Origin of the sequence: Virgibacillus sp. MG-45 (assembly GCF_036409425.1) — a bacterium.
Lineage (GTDB): Bacteria > Bacillota > Bacilli > Bacillales > Amphibacillaceae > LDC-1.
This window is the reverse complement of sequence record NZ_JAXOFU010000008.1, coordinates 22,792-38,426: the sequence shown is the minus strand read 5'-3', so window position 1 is coordinate 38,426 and position 15,635 is coordinate 22,792. Positions and strand designations below refer to the sequence as shown.

Annotated in this window: 18 protein-coding genes; 10 read left to right on the top strand and 8 right to left on the bottom strand. The window is 39.1% G+C overall.

Features of this window, described 5'->3' with window-relative positions; all coding sequences use genetic code 11:
* Positions 1 to 361: 361 nt before the first annotated feature.
* The 10 genes from SPK86_RS09955 to SPK86_RS09910 all read left to right on the top strand — a co-directional run bounded on the left by SPK86_RS09955 (position 362) and on the right by SPK86_RS09910 (position 7,453).
* Positions 362 to 1,588 carry a hypothetical protein gene (locus SPK86_RS09955; RefSeq protein ID WP_330949276.1) on the top strand — a complete coding sequence of 409 codons (1,227 nt, stop codon included), beginning with the start codon at positions 362 to 364 and terminating at the stop codon, positions 1,586 to 1,588.
* Between the two features lie 78 nt (positions 1,589 to 1,666).
* Entirely contained in the window at positions 1,667 to 2,827 is a 1,161-nt protein-coding gene (locus tag SPK86_RS09950) for a hypothetical protein (protein ID WP_330949275.1), read from the top strand.
* A gap of 28 nt (positions 2,828 to 2,855) precedes the next feature.
* Positions 2,856 to 3,752, top strand: a complete 897-nt coding sequence (locus tag SPK86_RS09945; protein WP_284139077.1) for an ATP-binding cassette domain-containing protein — start codon at positions 2,856 to 2,858, stop codon at positions 3,750 to 3,752.
* A gap of 48 nt (positions 3,753 to 3,800) precedes the next feature.
* The gene (locus SPK86_RS09940; RefSeq protein ID WP_284139076.1) at positions 3,801 to 4,481 is read left to right on the top strand and encodes a hypothetical protein; all 681 of its coding nucleotides are present in this window, start codon (positions 3,801 to 3,803) and stop codon (positions 4,479 to 4,481) included.
* A 115-nt stretch (positions 4,482 to 4,596) separates the two neighbouring features.
* Complete coding sequence (locus SPK86_RS09935; protein WP_330949274.1) at positions 4,597 to 4,824, top strand: hypothetical protein; 228 nt, start codon at positions 4,597 to 4,599, stop codon at positions 4,822 to 4,824.
* Between the two features lie 54 nt (positions 4,825 to 4,878).
* A complete protein-coding gene (locus SPK86_RS09930; RefSeq protein WP_330949273.1) occupies positions 4,879 to 4,971 on the top strand; it encodes a hypothetical protein in 93 nt (30 codons plus the stop codon).
* Positions 4,972 to 5,148: 177 nt separating this feature from the next.
* Positions 5,149 to 5,991 (top strand): alpha/beta fold hydrolase, encoded by an 843-nt coding sequence (locus tag SPK86_RS09925; RefSeq protein WP_330949272.1) that lies wholly within the window; start codon positions 5,149 to 5,151, stop codon positions 5,989 to 5,991.
* Between the two features lie 101 nt (positions 5,992 to 6,092).
* On the top strand, positions 6,093 to 6,521 hold the full coding sequence (locus SPK86_RS09920; RefSeq protein WP_330949271.1) for a DinB family protein: 429 nt from the start codon (positions 6,093 to 6,095) through the stop codon (positions 6,519 to 6,521).
* A 122-nt stretch (positions 6,522 to 6,643) separates the two neighbouring features.
* Positions 6,644 to 7,003 (top strand): VOC family protein, encoded by a 360-nt coding sequence (locus SPK86_RS09915; RefSeq protein WP_284139072.1) that lies wholly within the window; start codon positions 6,644 to 6,646, stop codon positions 7,001 to 7,003.
* A 45-nt stretch (positions 7,004 to 7,048) separates the two neighbouring features.
* The gene (locus tag SPK86_RS09910; RefSeq protein WP_330949270.1) at positions 7,049 to 7,453 is read left to right on the top strand and encodes a VOC family protein; all 405 of its coding nucleotides are present in this window, start codon (positions 7,049 to 7,051) and stop codon (positions 7,451 to 7,453) included.
* A gap of 136 nt (positions 7,454 to 7,589) precedes the next feature.
* Here the strand turns inward: SPK86_RS09910 and SPK86_RS09905 are convergent, their stop codons facing one another.
* From SPK86_RS09905 to SPK86_RS09870, 8 genes are all read right to left on the bottom strand, one after another.
* Positions 7,590 to 8,885 carry an acetamidase/formamidase family protein gene (locus SPK86_RS09905; RefSeq protein ID WP_330949269.1) on the bottom strand — a complete coding sequence of 432 codons (1,296 nt, stop codon included), beginning with the start codon at positions 8,883 to 8,885 and terminating at the stop codon, positions 7,590 to 7,592.
* 193 nt (positions 8,886 to 9,078) lie between these two features.
* A complete protein-coding gene (locus SPK86_RS09900) occupies positions 9,079 to 9,840 on the bottom strand; it encodes an acylneuraminate cytidylyltransferase family protein (RefSeq protein WP_330949267.1) in 762 nt (253 codons plus the stop codon).
* Positions 9,837 to 10,802 carry a Gfo/Idh/MocA family protein gene (locus SPK86_RS09895; protein ID WP_330949266.1) on the bottom strand — a complete coding sequence of 322 codons (966 nt, stop codon included), beginning with the start codon at positions 10,800 to 10,802 and terminating at the stop codon, positions 9,837 to 9,839. Before SPK86_RS09895 ends, SPK86_RS09900 begins: the two co-directional genes overlap by 4 nt.
* Positions 10,780 to 11,775: a Gfo/Idh/MocA family protein gene (locus SPK86_RS09890; RefSeq protein WP_330949265.1), complete on the bottom strand. Its 996-nt coding sequence runs from the start codon at positions 11,773 to 11,775 to the stop codon at positions 10,780 to 10,782. The genes SPK86_RS09895 and SPK86_RS09890 overlap by 23 nt, the downstream gene beginning before the upstream one ends.
* Complete coding sequence (neuC, locus tag SPK86_RS09885; protein WP_330949264.1) at positions 11,772 to 12,944, bottom strand: UDP-N-acetylglucosamine 2-epimerase; 1,173 nt, start codon at positions 12,942 to 12,944, stop codon at positions 11,772 to 11,774. Before neuC ends, SPK86_RS09890 begins: the two co-directional genes overlap by 4 nt.
* Positions 12,941 to 13,936, bottom strand: a complete 996-nt coding sequence (neuB, locus tag SPK86_RS09880) for an N-acetylneuraminate synthase (protein ID WP_330949263.1) — start codon at positions 13,934 to 13,936, stop codon at positions 12,941 to 12,943. The genes neuC and neuB overlap by 4 nt, the downstream gene beginning before the upstream one ends.
* Entirely contained in the window at positions 13,933 to 14,574 is a 642-nt protein-coding gene (locus SPK86_RS09875; protein WP_330949262.1) for an acetyltransferase, read from the bottom strand. Before SPK86_RS09875 ends, neuB begins: the two co-directional genes overlap by 4 nt.
* Positions 14,567 to 15,610 carry a sugar phosphate nucleotidyltransferase gene (locus SPK86_RS09870; protein WP_330949261.1) on the bottom strand — a complete coding sequence of 348 codons (1,044 nt, stop codon included), beginning with the start codon at positions 15,608 to 15,610 and terminating at the stop codon, positions 14,567 to 14,569. Before SPK86_RS09870 ends, SPK86_RS09875 begins: the two co-directional genes overlap by 8 nt.
* Between the last annotated feature and the right edge of the window lie 25 nt (positions 15,611 to 15,635).

Below are 15,635 nucleotides of genomic sequence, written 5' to 3'. Positions count from 1 at the left end.
AGCGTTCCTTGATCGTTTGGGGCACTTTCCTGATCGATTTGAAGCGAATCCTGATCGTTTGGGCAGCTTCTCGCTCGAATTGGTGCAGTTCTCGCTCGATTTAGTGCATTTCCCGCTCGATTTGAGCAGTTCTCGCTCGAGTTCGACGCATTCTTGCTCGAATTAAAGCAATTCCGGAGCAACTCCCGCTCGTCCTTCCAAATCTAGTGCGAATGATCTAATAAGACAGCCGTTTACTTTTCTATCCCCTTCTGCTAGACTATTTTTTAAATAGTTAAAAATATTTAAAAAATAAACTTATATACATATCCTGTTCTCGATAGGGCAAGCAACGAAAGTATGATCTAAAGGGGAAGAAACAATGAACAAAGCTTTATTTATTCATGAATTTAAAATGATTAGTAGAAGTAGGAAAAACATCCTGTTTATCATTACATTAGTCGCATTAATGCTAAGCTACTTTTTTATTATCCTTCCTGTTAAACAGACCCCTGATTCTTTTGATTCCAACGAGGTGAAGCTAGAGCTCAAAGACTTGGCTGCGGTTCAAGAAGGAAAGAAAGCTCGTGGTGCAACTGGTTTTTCCTACATGTCTGGGAGAGCTGTGTTTGCTGAAAATGAATACGCATATAATGTTCGGAATCGAATGGTCTATGCTTTTGATGATGGAAATTACACCAGATTTTTACGACTTCGGATGATTGATATGGCGAATAATTATATGAGTCAATCGATGGATGAAGCGATTATTAGAGATTCTCCTTTTCCAGGAAAGGATATAAATCATCGCTTTAATCAAACTATCATACGCTATGAAGGCTATTTAACTGAAAATCACCCAATTACATATAAAGTGATTGAACAAAAAACAGCTTTACAAACAGTAAAACAATTTCTAGTTAGTTCGGCCGTGCTCATTGTACTATTTTGTGCGATCTATTTTAGTAGTGACATGCTCACGAAGGATCGAAAAAACCAATCCATTATGCAAGGGCTCCCTATATCTTGGTATCGACGAATCAATTTAAAAACGACCGTCGCATTTTTTTATACGCTGCTCGTTTTAACAGGGCTACTTTTTCTATCGATCATCGTGCTTACGATTCAAAATGGCTTTGGCTCCTTTTCCATGCATGTGCCAATCTCAATGCAAGCAAGTGCTGAGGAGCTTGCTTATGGAAATTATTATGCATATGATTTCATATCGATGGGACGATTTTTCTTGTTAGCACTGGGATATTTGCCCATTCTTATCTATTTATTTATTCGGTTGAACGCCATATTAAGCTTACTTTTAAAAAACACTTGGGGTGTGCTAATGGTAGGCACGATTTTCTTATTTTCCGAGCGAATTTATTTCACAAGAACAACACGAGACTTATTCGGCATTGAAATTAGTAATCTGCCACAAACCTATTTTGACTTAGGAAAAATCATTGTAAATGATAAAAACTTTCTCGTTAACTTAGAAACAATGACATATGAAAAAGGGCTGCTTGTCCTATGCATTAGTCTTGTAATCGTTGAAGTTACCCTGTTTATCGTATCTCGAATTGTAAACAAACGCCGCTTTTACTATGGAGTTTAACTATTTTCATTGAAAAAGATATTGATGCATGTGGCAAATGATAGATAAGGATATTTTCCACAGAAAGGATACGGCAATATGTTTTGGAAATATACGCAATTTGAAACAAAGCTATTGTGGCATAATCGAAAAAATCTCTTTATAGCGCTATTTTTACTTCTCTTTTATTTTATATTTTTCATCTATTACAACCAAGGAGAGCAACTAACCTTAAAGCAGCAAAAATATGAAGAACAAGGCATCATGAATGCGACATTTGAGTATGTTGATTATTTACGCGATGAAGTTCCAAAGGTTGAAGAAGTATATCAGTTATTAACCGAACAATCCTCTTTAATAAACTATCAAGTGTTTTATTTAGGCGTGGGCGATGATCAGGCGCAGTATATTGAAAATGGACTTGAGTTAAATCAATTGCGGTTAAAGGTGCATGAATTAGGGAATGAGGGAATTCCGAATCACCTCATTAAACCGAAGGATGAAATATTAAAAGAGAACGCTATATTACATTATATTAAAAAGCATCAATTACCAATTGAAGACGATTCTTTTGCGACAAATGATTTTTTTGTTAAAGCACAGCAAGCTATGAGCGGATTGTTGCTTCTAGTAGTCGCGCTTATTGCAGGTAGTGAGCTATTAATTTATGAGCAGCGTCACCAATCGGTCGTGAAAGGATTCCCATTGCCATTTATGAAAAAAGTAAATCAGAAGGTGGCTGTCCATTTTGTTCATGTTTATAGCTTATTAATCGTTGGTTTTTTCATTGGAACGATTTATGCAGCATCAACGCTTCAAGCGAGTAATTTTTCCTTTCCTGTACTCATCTATGTAAATGAAAGCTATATAGCCGTATCAACACTACAATATTTACTTTATGTATTTCTTGGATTTGCCATCGTTTTAACGCTTTTACTCTATGTATCTGTTCTACTAAACATGCTATTTCGCAATGCATTTGCTAATTTACTTGTTGGTCTCGGTATCTTTTTTCTTCCTGATTTATTAACTGCTACCGGGATTTCACCGAAGATTTTAGCCCCAATCAAATATATGGATATTGCAAAAGTATTATCCGGAGAATTAGCAATACAATTTGGAAACAGCACGATTGATTATTGGCACGCTATAACATGGCTCGGCGGACTACTGATACTTGTTGTCAGCATAATCTATGGAATGAATCGTTGGACATACCATCGACAGCCAAAGGATATGCCTTTAGAAAAAGCTTTTTAGCTAAATTATTATGGAAATGAGGATGCTTATGCTGAAATTAAAGGACGTTTCCGTTGCATATAAAGAAAAGAACGTATTAAATAAACTAAACCTTTCAGCTGAAAAAGGCGAAGTTATCGGGGTAGTTGCTCCAAATGGAACGGGAAAGACGACATTGTTCCATGTAATGGCAAACTTTTTAAAGCCGAATGCAGGAACGGTCACCTTTTTTGATTCGATTGAATATAAGACCGAGAAGGATGAGCTTACCATTCATAAACAGCTTGTCACCTTTCCAGATCAAGGGGATTTATTCGATGAGCTATCAGGAGTAGATCACTTGAATCTATATGCCAATCTTTGGAAAGGAACAACAAAGCACGTTCCAGACATTATCGATCGGCTACAAATGACAAATTACGTGAAACGAAAGGTGAAAACATATTCTTTAGGGATGCGCCAGCGCCTCTGCTTTGCCATGATGGCTGCAGCTGATACTCCCATTATGCTCATGGATGAAGTAATGAATGGCTTAGATGTTGCGAATGTAGCGATGATATCTAACCATCTGTTGCAAATGAAAAAAGAAGATAAATTAATATTCATCGCTTCCCATCTATTAGAAAATCTTGATTTATATGCTGATCGTGTGCTTTTCCTAAAGGATGGCGTCATCGTTTATCAGGAAGATTTGCATGAAGCCTCTGTTGACTATATAAAAATCGAGTTAAAACCAGACCAATATAAAACGCTTTGTAACGATATAGAAGTACCCGAGGAGCACCATTATATTGCGAAACGCCTTTTCTGTTTGCCTTTATCAAACTTAACTCCTGAAGAGAAAGCCACATGGATCGAACGGCTTTTACTATATAAAGGAAAGGATTTAACGATCGGACCTTTAGGAACGGTGGAATTCTATGAAAAATATTACCATGAGGAATAATAATAGCAGTTGTTGTACGGCTAGTAAGTGGATTGGGAGTGATCACCTATGAGGAAAGCAATTATTTTTATTGCCTTACTTGGGTTAATAACATTGAGCGCATGTCAACAACCTTCCGAAACGGTTATTCGCTATCAGGAAAACTTTGAAATTATTGGTGAAGAAAAAGAAGCAATGGTTGGGAATATTAGTGAGACAATTTATGATTCTATCGATCGGAGCAATGCAGCGGCCAAAGAAGTCCAGCTTGCTCCCATCGCTCAAGATGGTGAAGAGGTAACACTTCCTGAAGGCAGATACCAAATTTCTGGTCAAATTACTGGAAATATATATATTCGTGATGAAGCTGGAAAACTATTGTTTCACGAGGTAATCGCTCCATACCCCTCTGGCGTAGAAAGGGTTACCATCGATGTAAACAACTCTCATACTGTTCGAGTGGACGGCTTTGAAGAAGTATTCATTACCCCTGTAGCAACAAAGCTATCTACTGAATTAACAACTGGTATTTGGGAAGTTGGAAAAGACGTTAAAGAAGGAATTTATCGTGTGGCTAGCAGTGGGTTTGGAAGCTTTATCATATTTAAGCAAGGTGAAAGCCCTCGTGTTCATGAACTTTTTAGTAGTCATGAGAATCGCGAAACGACCTTTGATGTTCATTTACAAAAAGGACAGCGCATTATTGTTTCAGGTGCTACAATGGTACAACTAGAGAAAAAAGGAAAGTAAAATAAGCAAAAGAATCGCATTTCATTCGAGAAGTGACTGAAAGGAGCTCGGCGATGACATACACCTCAGATAGACTACAATTCCGCCATATGAAAATAAGGATTTTTCATTTTTAATGGCTTTATTAACAGAGCCAAAAATGGTTCGGTATATCGGAAACGGTCAAGTTAAAGATACACAGGCTGGAAAGGACTTTTTGAATTGGATTTATCGGATATATGAGATGGGTGACGGACTAGGCTTAATGGTACTAGAGAAAAAGGACGATCGTACGCCAGTTGGGCATGCTGGATTAGTTCCACAAACCATTGAGGAAAAAACAGAAATGGAAATTGGTTATTAGATTTCAAGAGAACATTGGGGCAACGGATATGCCACCGAGGCTGCGAAAACGCTTTTGGAAAACGGGAAGCAAAACCTTCAACTTGAACGATTTATTGCACTTATACAACCTGCAAATATTGCTTCCCAGCATGTTGCCAAAAAATAGGCATGCATGTGTTTAAAAGAATACAATTAAACAACCAAGCTGTAGATGTGTACGCCACAGGCACATTTCTCAAATAAGTGTGTACTTTAACACGAGCTCATACATTGTTTGGATATTAAGAATTTAATAGCTTTATTTTCACTTTACTGTAATCTTTCGCTTTAAGGAGTAAATACGATGAATTTTAAAACAAGTGATGGTCTAAAACTTCATGTTGAAATAAGTGGTAAAGGGATTCCCTGTTTGTTTTTACACGGTGGACCAGGTTATTGGAGTAAATCCTTTCAGCATTTTTCAAAGGAACTATTAGAAAATAAGCTGCAAATGATTTATTTAGATCAACGTGGGTGCGGGCGTTCCGAGCACAGTGCTACGAAAGCTTATTCACTTCAAAGAATAATAGAGGATATCGAAGAGCTGCGCTTGTTTTTAGAAATCGATGAATGGCTACTTCTAGGCCACTCTTTCGGAGGGTTACTAGCAGTCAACTATGCCCATCAATTTCTTCATCGTACAAAAGGAGTCATCTTATCTAATGCAACCTTAAATATGGCTACGTCCTTCACGCACCAAATCCATACAGGAGCAAATTTATTAGGCTTAGATAAGGATGATTTCTGTACAGTCAACATGAATACGTTAATGCAATCCTATTACTCTATGCTTTCTCTACTTCTCGATAACGGTGCATATTTTAACTTCCAGTATGTCGATCTAACAAACAAGAAAAAGATGGATGAAATTGATCAAGAAGGAATAGAGAGCGCCCCTAACTTCCAACAATATATATTTTCATCAGAAGAATTTTTTCAAGATTTTATCCCACTATCACTTGCTGTTCATAAGCCTGTCTTAATCATTGCTGGGAAAAAAGATGATGCAGTCGGACCGACACATCATCACGCATTTAAATTTCCGATATACGATATTCAACAATTAAATACCGGGCATCATCCTTATGTAGAACATCCTTCCGCATTCAAAAGGGCAATACTTCGCTTCATACACGATAATTACTAACACATAATAGTAAAGTAAAAACGCATCGATGCAGGAATATGCTTCTTTTTAGAGAATATATATATAAGAATGCTATTTTCTAGTGAAGGGATGTATCGCTCATGAATAATGCACTGGATGAAAAGCTACGAGAAACAAGAAATAAACTTCTAAATGAATTTTCTTTTATAAGCGATACCCAATTTAATATGCAGCCTGATGAAGATACATGGTCTGTTGCACAGGTTTGTCATCATTTAGTTTTAACAGAAGAGGCAACGATAAACGCTGTCAAATGGGGATTAAGCCCAGCTAATCATGAGCACACAGAGCCGAAAAACATCCATTTAATATTAGATCGAACGCGAAAGGTTTCCGCCCCAAAGGTGGTCACCCCAGCTGTTGAAGCATTTACAGTGGATGAAATGATAGATTTATTTAATCAATCAAGGGAAAAATTACTGACCTTCCTTGCTTCCATAGAGGACACACCTACCCTAAAACAACTTGCTGTAAAGCACCCCTTCTTTGGAAAGTTGCCGCTAGATTAATGGATAGAGCTCGTACATTTACACGAAGCTCGACATATTGAACAAATTCAAGAAATAAAAGCACGTTTAAACGATGAAGAATAAATTCTAATTAGCTTGATTTCAAATAAGGAGCAGGGGATATGTGGAAAAGCATTGAATGTGTTGCCATTTACACAGATAACTTGGAAAAATCGGAAGCATTCTATCAATCACTCGGATTAGTGAAAGCTTGGGAGACATTTCAAGACAATGAAAACCGCTGGAAGCTTGTTGGAATGAAGTTTCCTGATGGCGATTCGGAACTGATCCTAAAAAACAATCCTGAATTAAAATTTGCTGAGGTTGAAATCCTCGTTGACGATGTAAAACAAACCTATGAGGCACTAAAAGATAGTCACGATATTCAGTGGATTCGCACACCTTTTCCTAACTCCCTAGGCGGTCATGTTGCTGTAATGCAAGCACCAGATGAAAATGTTTTTGTTCTAGTTGGTGGATAGGATGAACGGAAATTGCTCCTAGCGTATTTCTTAAGGAGGGAAAAAATGATTTTTGAGATGACAGTACAAGTACGTGTACATGATTTTACAAGAGGAAGTAACTGGTATCAAACCTTTCTTAATAGAACACCTGACTTTATCCCTCATGATGGGTTTGCTGAGTGGGAAATAATACCTGGCTGCTGGTTACAAGTCGCTGAAGGAACTCCATCAGAAAAGAGCGGTCCGATACGAATAGGAGTTAGCGACATTGAAGGAGAAAGAGAAAGGCTTGTACGCATATTAGAAATTGATAAATTTAAGATACACCAAAGAGAAGAAGTTCCTGTAAAGTGGGGAACATTTTCTGATCCTTGGGGGAATCTTCTTGGCCTTTTTGAATACATTGACAAAAAAGAAGAAAAACAAAGAATAAATGCACTACTCCCAACTTCGAATCCACATAAATAAGGTTTATAGTTATTACTCAAAAATGATTTTAAGTTTAAACTATAAGCAGCAATGCGCATCATACGCATTGCTGCTTTTTTATCCCACATAGATCATCTGAAAATGTTCGATGCTTTACAGCCAATAATTTTCCCTTTTATAACAAGTACTGTTCTTTAACAATGGATAAGATGCCTTTTTTCTCTAAATAGCGCGTCGGTGCTAAAAATGTCACGGTAACAACTCCCGGATGTCGTCCAATTTCAATGGAACCATTGATGGTAGCCCGATTCATTACCTCTGGAACGGTAATATCAAAATATGCCGCCGCTCTTTCTAGACCATTCGTTGTTGCTTCATTCAGATCTGCACCAGTTCCGATAAAGGATATTGGAAGCACCTCTTCAACCTCCACTACTCCCCATTCTTTACTTAAATGAACTGCTTGCTCTTTCTCTTCTTTTGTAAAAGGCTTGGCAAGGTATGGAAGGTCTTCTTCAACTGGCAGAAGGATAGGTCCATTTATTTGCATGCCCTTCAAAACATTCACCTGCAAATGAACAACGCCCGCTACATCAGCAGTATGCCCTGCGATTTCTCCGTCTCCTTGCATGGCATGCATATCACCAAGGTAGACGCCACCGCCTGGAACCTTTACTGGACAAATTAGCACTGCACCAGCTCTTACACGATTAATATCCATATGGCCGTCTGTACGATCCTCAAGCTGTTCCTTTGTAATACCATAATCATGTGGAGCATCAATTAAAAACTGGCCAAAGTCACCTGCATTATGGGAATCTGGTAATGCCCGTGCAGGCGTTGTTCCTAATTGTCCTAAAAACGGGCGTAGTCTAGCCATTGTTCCCGGCATACCATGCGGAGCAAATGTCACGATTGGATTCTGAATCGAATGCTCTGGTGTATTCATATAATGCTTTCCATTTTCAGCTACTTTTTCTGCTGCTTCTTTATTTAATGTAATACCTACTGATTTCTTCTCATTAAATGCAATTGAATAAGCATGTGTAAATATAAAAGGTGTAATATCCGTGTCACAGGTTTTGCAATGAACTGCTTTTTCACCAATTCCCTTAATAACCGTTTCTGGATTGACTGTTCCACATGTTGGACATTTTGCAGCAACAAATGGATCACCATTAAATCTTCCATCAATCGGCTCATCATTCCCCGATGCAGTCACGACTGATGTTACATCAATAGACTTAATACGGATGGCAATTGCATCCCCCACTTCTGCTCCTTCTACAAATACTGGCTTTGTCACCTCATGACCGCCCTTTAAAGCAGGTGTAATCATAGGTCCCCAACAGCCTGGCGCGGTATTTGCGACAATCTGTCCCCCATCCTTCACAACGTATTCCATCTCTTTACTCGGATCAAGAATTCCATCTGTAAATCTGTCTACATAAACGGTTTGCTTGGCAACCATTGGAATAACCTCCTTCTAGTATTCAATACACTTTCATTTTACACCGATTTGAAAACGCTTTCTATTAAACCCCCTCGAAAAAGAAGTGTTTTCGACATAAAGTGACAAAAACGCGAAGGATTAAATTCCCATCATAAAAAGAAGCAAGGAATTTTCTCCTCGCTTCTTTTTTAGTAGATTATTACATAATCTTTTATTTCTTCACCTGCTCAATATGGGCTCTTATTCTACCAAATGATTTATCCTTCGCAAATAAATGCTTGGCAATAACCTCCATCAATTCAAAATCACCTTCATGATCTAAATCAAGAACAGCGGTATCCTTCATTTTAATAATCTCACATATCCCGTCAAAGATTCCTTTTCCACTTTGTAAAAAGGACGGCGAATACGCATATAAAGATGCATTCATATCGAATATTTCTGGTGCTTGTTGTCGGGCATTAAAATTGGATGCAATGACCCGTTCATAGCCATTTTCCGTTTGCTTGACCATATTAAAATATGGATTTCTTCTTGCATCGGTAACAGAAAATACAACATCTGCCTCTGAAGCTAGCTTTTTCTGAATAAGCTTCTCTATGTCTGCGACCGTTCGCAGTGGAGAGGTGATATCCAAGTCGACAACCATATCATAGTGCTGCCTCTTCTGTTCCATCATCTGATCGAGACTTTTTGCAATGACTGCCACCTTTGGTGTATCATCTTGTCCTAAAGAAGATTCCCGTTCGATTACATGGACTGGAATATTCAAACCGTCCTGCACCATTTCAATTAATTCCTTACTATCTGTATTAATAGCAAGATCGCATGAATAAACCGGATGCTCCTTTTGATACAAATCAATTGCAGCCATAGTATAATACACGAGCGGATAGCCGAGAAAATCCTTTATATTTTTATTTTTGATTCCTTTTGAACCAGCACGACCACAAACGGTAAATAAAATATTCATGTTACTTTTCCTTCCTTTACGATCTTTAACGTTTCCATTGCGCGCACGATATCGTTTTCGTTTTGCTTCTTCCCTTCGATCACATCAAAGAAATATTCGATTTCCTTCCGTTGAAAATCATTCCGTGATTCATGAAAGGAGACGGTTTTTCCACTTTTCAAGAAGCGAACCTCACTTTGCAGCAAGTCCCCTACAATCGTATCCTCTCTCGTAAAAAGCTGTACCTCTCTTATCGGCTCTCTCCCAAAATAATCTAAGTGTACCTCTACTGCCATATTCCGATAACGCGCAATATAAAGTGATAAGTCATCACTATCTATTTCTAAATGCGAAAAAGTCCCCTGTATATGAAACACCTGCTCAGGCTTCCCAAATAAATAATGCAAATAATCCCATTCATGAATCAAATCGATGGATACGCCGCCACCTTGATTTTTATGGGCGCTATAGGTTGTTCGATAATCTACCCCAGGACGCCATTCCGGAAGATAGCTTGAAGAAATCACCCGCGCACTATAAATATGCTGTCCTTCCTTCTCAGTCCACTCCTTTAAATATTGAATGACATCGGTATAACGAAGCGGACAGGCAACATAATAGATGCTGTCGTTTTTCAAGGAAAGTGCTTCAAGCGAAAGATCCGTTTGATCGAAAACTGGTTTTTCGATAAACATGTGCTTCGTCTTCGGAACATATTGCGCAATTGTACTGAAATGCAAATGCGTTGGATTTGTTATGAATATGACATCATAATCATTTGCCGCTTGCTCACTCGAATAATAAACATTCGTGATATTCCTTTGAATCTGTTCATCAAGCTCTTTTCCTTTGCCGCTACGAAATAAATCAATCGAAAAAGCATGATTTCTTTCCTGCAGCACGCTGACGATGTTATGTAAATGCCTTGTACCGATCGACCCTAGTCCAACCAACCCAATCTTATACATGTGCGTCGTTTCCATTCTCAATCTCGTCAATCACCTTTAAGATCTTTTCATCCTGCTCCATGCTGTATAACGGGGCCGTTCCATGCGCTATTTGCTCAAAAAAAGCAGCAATTTCATTATAATAGGCATTTTCCACAACAAACGAACTATAATTATCCAATCGTTCTACCGCTTCATGGAGTTCAATTGGTACTTCAAGCTTTTGCTCATAATCATAAAGACGTAATCCCTCTGGCGAACCGTTCCAAGCCATATAAAGCTGCTCACCAAAAACCTCTAAATTACGAACGGCCTTTCGCGATACAATATCAACTGCTAGCATCCCTTTATGTCCGCTCTTATGCTGTAGCATAACGAAATAATTATCTGCATAATCGACGTTTAACGTACTAATTTTATTTTTCACGACATTTATATGGACGATTTCTCCAAAAACATCGGTTAACCATGGTAGCTCAATGGCAAAGATTTCTCGACAGCCATTTGTTCGTTTATTCGCGACGAAAAAATCATGATAGCTTTCCCACGGATGCCAATCAGGCAAATACTGCCCAACATGATATGTATAATTAAGCGCACCATCCACCGCTTGTACGGAAGACTTGATTGTTTTTATTTCATCGCGATAAAGGAAAGTAGAAGATTGAAACAATACGAGCTCCTTTTGTTTGGCTAAGGCAATATTTTCTGCATAGCCATCTGCAACCAAATTCAGTTCTGTGAACACATGCATACCAAGCTCAAGACATTGATGAATGAGTGCTTGGTGAGATAAGGGAGCCGTACAAATGAATGCCCCGTCCACCTTATGCGCTTCCCCTAATGCAGATAAGCTTTCATAGGCTTCGATATCATATTCCGTTGCACATGCTTCCCTACGTTCTAAACGCGTATCGATTCCTAGAATTTCAATATTTTCATTGTATTTTTGAATTAAACGAATTCTTCGTTTTCCCATGGAGCCTAGGCCTATAACAGCTACTTTCATTGATTTTCACCTTCCACATCATAAAATCGCTTTTTCAAATCAATGCGATCGCCCATTAATATTTCCTTTAACACCGCAATGATCTTATCGCTTGTATGCCCATCCCCGTATGGATTTACAGTCTGCTTTGCCTGTTCTCTAAAGGCTGCTGATAAAGCGGTATGCATTGCCTCTGTAATCGCTTCGACCGTTGGTTCACAGGTAATTACACTTGGTGCTTGTAGCCTTCCTTTTTGGCGATCACCGATATTCACAGTAGGAATACCAAACGAAGGCGCTTCTAACAAGCCACTCGATGAGTTACCAATCACGAGCTGACAATGCTTTAAGGCGCTTAAATAACGCGGCATCCCAAGTGAGGTAAAGGCGATTGCGTGTTCATGTGCTGTAACATAGGCATCAATCATTTCGTTAATAATCCGTCCATTTGTATCTGCATTTGCCTTTGTGAAAATGAACTGCATGTCCGGAAAATTCGCACACACGTCAAGCAATGCTTGAAACTGATTGGCGGATTCATCATTTTCTAATGTAACAGGATGAAAGGTAACAAGTGCAAACGGCTTTTCTAAACGGTAGGCAAGCGATTCCTCAAGTGCTTGCTTATCCATCAATGGATGGTGAAGAATATTTTCTATCCCAATAGCGCCAACTGTAAAGACACGATCTGGCTCTTCCCCAAGCTGAATTACTCGCCTACGATAGCTTTCGGTACTCGTAAAATGCAAATAGCTGAGCTTTGTAATCGCATGACGAATGGATTCGTCAACAGCACCCTCTGTTGTTTCCCCACCATAAAGATGCGCAATCGGAATGCGAGCATTCATGGCAGCCATACAAACAGCTAATGTTTCATAACGATCACCAAGCACAAGCAGCATATCAGGCTGTACCCTGGCAAAATAATCAGCAAAGCTAATCATAGCTAACCCCATTGATTTAGAAACCGCTGCTGGCGTATCTGCACTAACAAGCATCTCTATCTTCTCATCAATGGAAATGCCATCTTCTTCGATTTCCTTATACGTTAAACCAAATTCAGGTGATAGATGGGCACCTGTTACAACAAGACGCACATTCCATGCCGCTTCTTCTTGTAGCTTTACAATAATCGGCTTTAATAAGCCATATTCCGCTCTAGTGGCTGTTAATATACAAATCGTCTTCATAGCTCAATCAGCTCATCCTCTTCAAAATCTCGCGCAGCTCTTTGTCCAATAACCTCAAACCATTTCATCGGACTAAGTCCATCTCCAGGACGCTTTACGGTAATGTTTTCTGTTGAGAATAACTCGCCTTTTTGAATGTTATGCTGTGCTACAATACTTTTTCGAGCAACTGCAATATTCTTTTCCTCGGAAGGGGCTGGTTTTTTTTCACCATTACCAATCGCTTTTTCAACATTGCGAATCGCCTGTACCATTGCTTTTAGCTCATGTGGTTCAAGACTTGCCTTATGATCAGGTCCTTCCATGCTCCGGTCTAGTGTAAAATGCTTTTCAATAACCGTAGCTCCCATCGCTACTGCAGCTATTGGTATTTCAATACCCTTGGTGTGATCCGAGTAACCAATTGATACTCCAAATGCTTCGCCAATCGTTTTCATTGCTAGCAAGTTTACATCCTCCATTGGTGCGGGATATTCTGTTGTACAATGCAAAACCGTAATCTCACCAGCACCATGCTGCTTAAGCACTTGAAGGGCCGCTTCAATTTCCGCCATCGTACTCATTCCTGTTGAGAGAATGACAGGCATATTCAATGCAGCAATTTGCATTAAATAAGGTAAATTCGTAATATCACCAGAAGGAATCTTCCAAACATCCATCTTTAATTCGTTTAAAAAATCGATGCTATCAAAATCAAATGCCGTAGAAAGAAACGCAATTTCTTTTGCTTGGCAATACGCATGAAGCGCACGAAACTCCTCAAAGGAAAGCTCAAGATTCTCAAGCATTTGCAGCTGTGTTTCATCGGCTCCGGTTTGTTCCTTTTGATAGGTAGCTTTTTTTGCATTTTTTGAGGCTATATTTTTCGCTTTAAAGGTTTGAAACTTAATACAATCTGCACCAGCTTCCTTTGCCTGATCAACCAGCTGCTTCGCTAAAGCTAGACTGCCATTATGATTCACACCCGCTTCAGCAATAATAAAAACACTCACTTTAACGCCTCCTTGCATGGATTTCCATAGGCAACGAAATGATCGCCGAAGTTATGTAATACCGTGCTTCCCATTCCGATTATTCCATTTGAACCAATTGTCACTTCTTGCTTGACCGTACTGTTTGCACCAATATGAGTATTCTCTCCAATGTGAACCGCACCATTTAACACGGCTCCAGGGGCAATATGTGAAAATGCACCAACTCGACAATCGTGCTCGATAATCGTACCTGTATTAATAATCGCCCCTTTGCCAATTTCCACCCCAGCATTCACTACTGCTCGCTTGCCAACATAAATGCCTTTGTCGAGCTGCACATGATGACTCACGACTGCAGTCGGATCAATAATTGTTGGGATTTTAAAGCCAATCTCTTCAAGGTGTGTCATTAAACGCATACGAACGCTTGCATCGCCAATACTTCCTACCGTCACAAATGCGTACTCATAGCCTTGCTCATAAAGCTTTGGAAGATCCGCATCACACCCTACAACAGGGACACCAAGCAACCTTTTTTCATGCTTCCCCGTTTTTTCGACGATTCCTATTTTTGAAAATTGCTTTAAGCTAAGCAGGGAATCTAAGACAGACGTACAATGTCCACCTGCCCCGACTAATAGCATTTGTTTATTCATCTCGTTCCAGCCTTTTCCTCATTTTTTCCATTTCATCGAGCTGCCCCATATCAAGCCATGCATGCTCGCTTATTGGATACACACCAATTTTTTCTCCAGCTTCCTTATATCGTTCAATAATATCCGGAAAACCGACTGCCTCACCTGCTTGTAATTCCTCAATAACTTGCGGTTCAACAATATACATTCCGGTATTTGTAAAAAAGGAAAACTCTGGCTTTTCCTTCATTTCCTCGATTTCTCCAGTTTCCCCAATTTCAATTACACCATAGGGAATGCGAATATGCTTTAGTGAGCAGACCATTGTAATCAGGTTTCCCTCTTTTTTATGGTAAGCATATATTTTTTCATAATCTTCCTCAATTAAAATATCACAATTAGTCAAAATGAACGTTTCGTTTATTTTTCCTTTTAACAAGCTCAGACCGCCACCAGTACCTAATGGCTCGTCCTCATCAGCATACTGCACCTCATAATCCTTTTCGATTTCATTAAAATAAGCTTTAATCATATTCTTCTTATGGTTCACAACTAAGAAGAACTCCTTACTGCCATATTGGTGAAACCGATTAATGATATGCTCCGCAATTGGAATTTCGCCTATTGGGATTAGCGGCTTGGGCAAAATCTTCGTATACGGATACAATCTCGTTCCTAATCCACCAGCCATAACAACAACTGGAACAGGGAGGCGCTTTTTATGTTCAATTTCATCATTCCAAAAAATAATCGATACAATATCCTTGTCCGCATTTAAAACGGGAAGTGCCTCGATCGAATGCTTTTTCATGAACGCTTTTGCTGTCTTTTTATCATGCTCATAGATATACTTCGGGTTATAGTTTGCGATATCACAAACCTTTGCTTCTAAATTCCCCTTCCGCAAAATCCATCTACGGATATCCCCATCTGTAATTGCTGCTATAAAGTGGTCCTCCCGTACAACGAACAGCACCTTCTTGGCGACTTTATCTAATAATGCCATTGCATCTAGCATCGTCGCATTTTCATCAATCAAAAATTCTTTAATATCCAAGCTGCTTCCCCTCCCTGTTATTGGC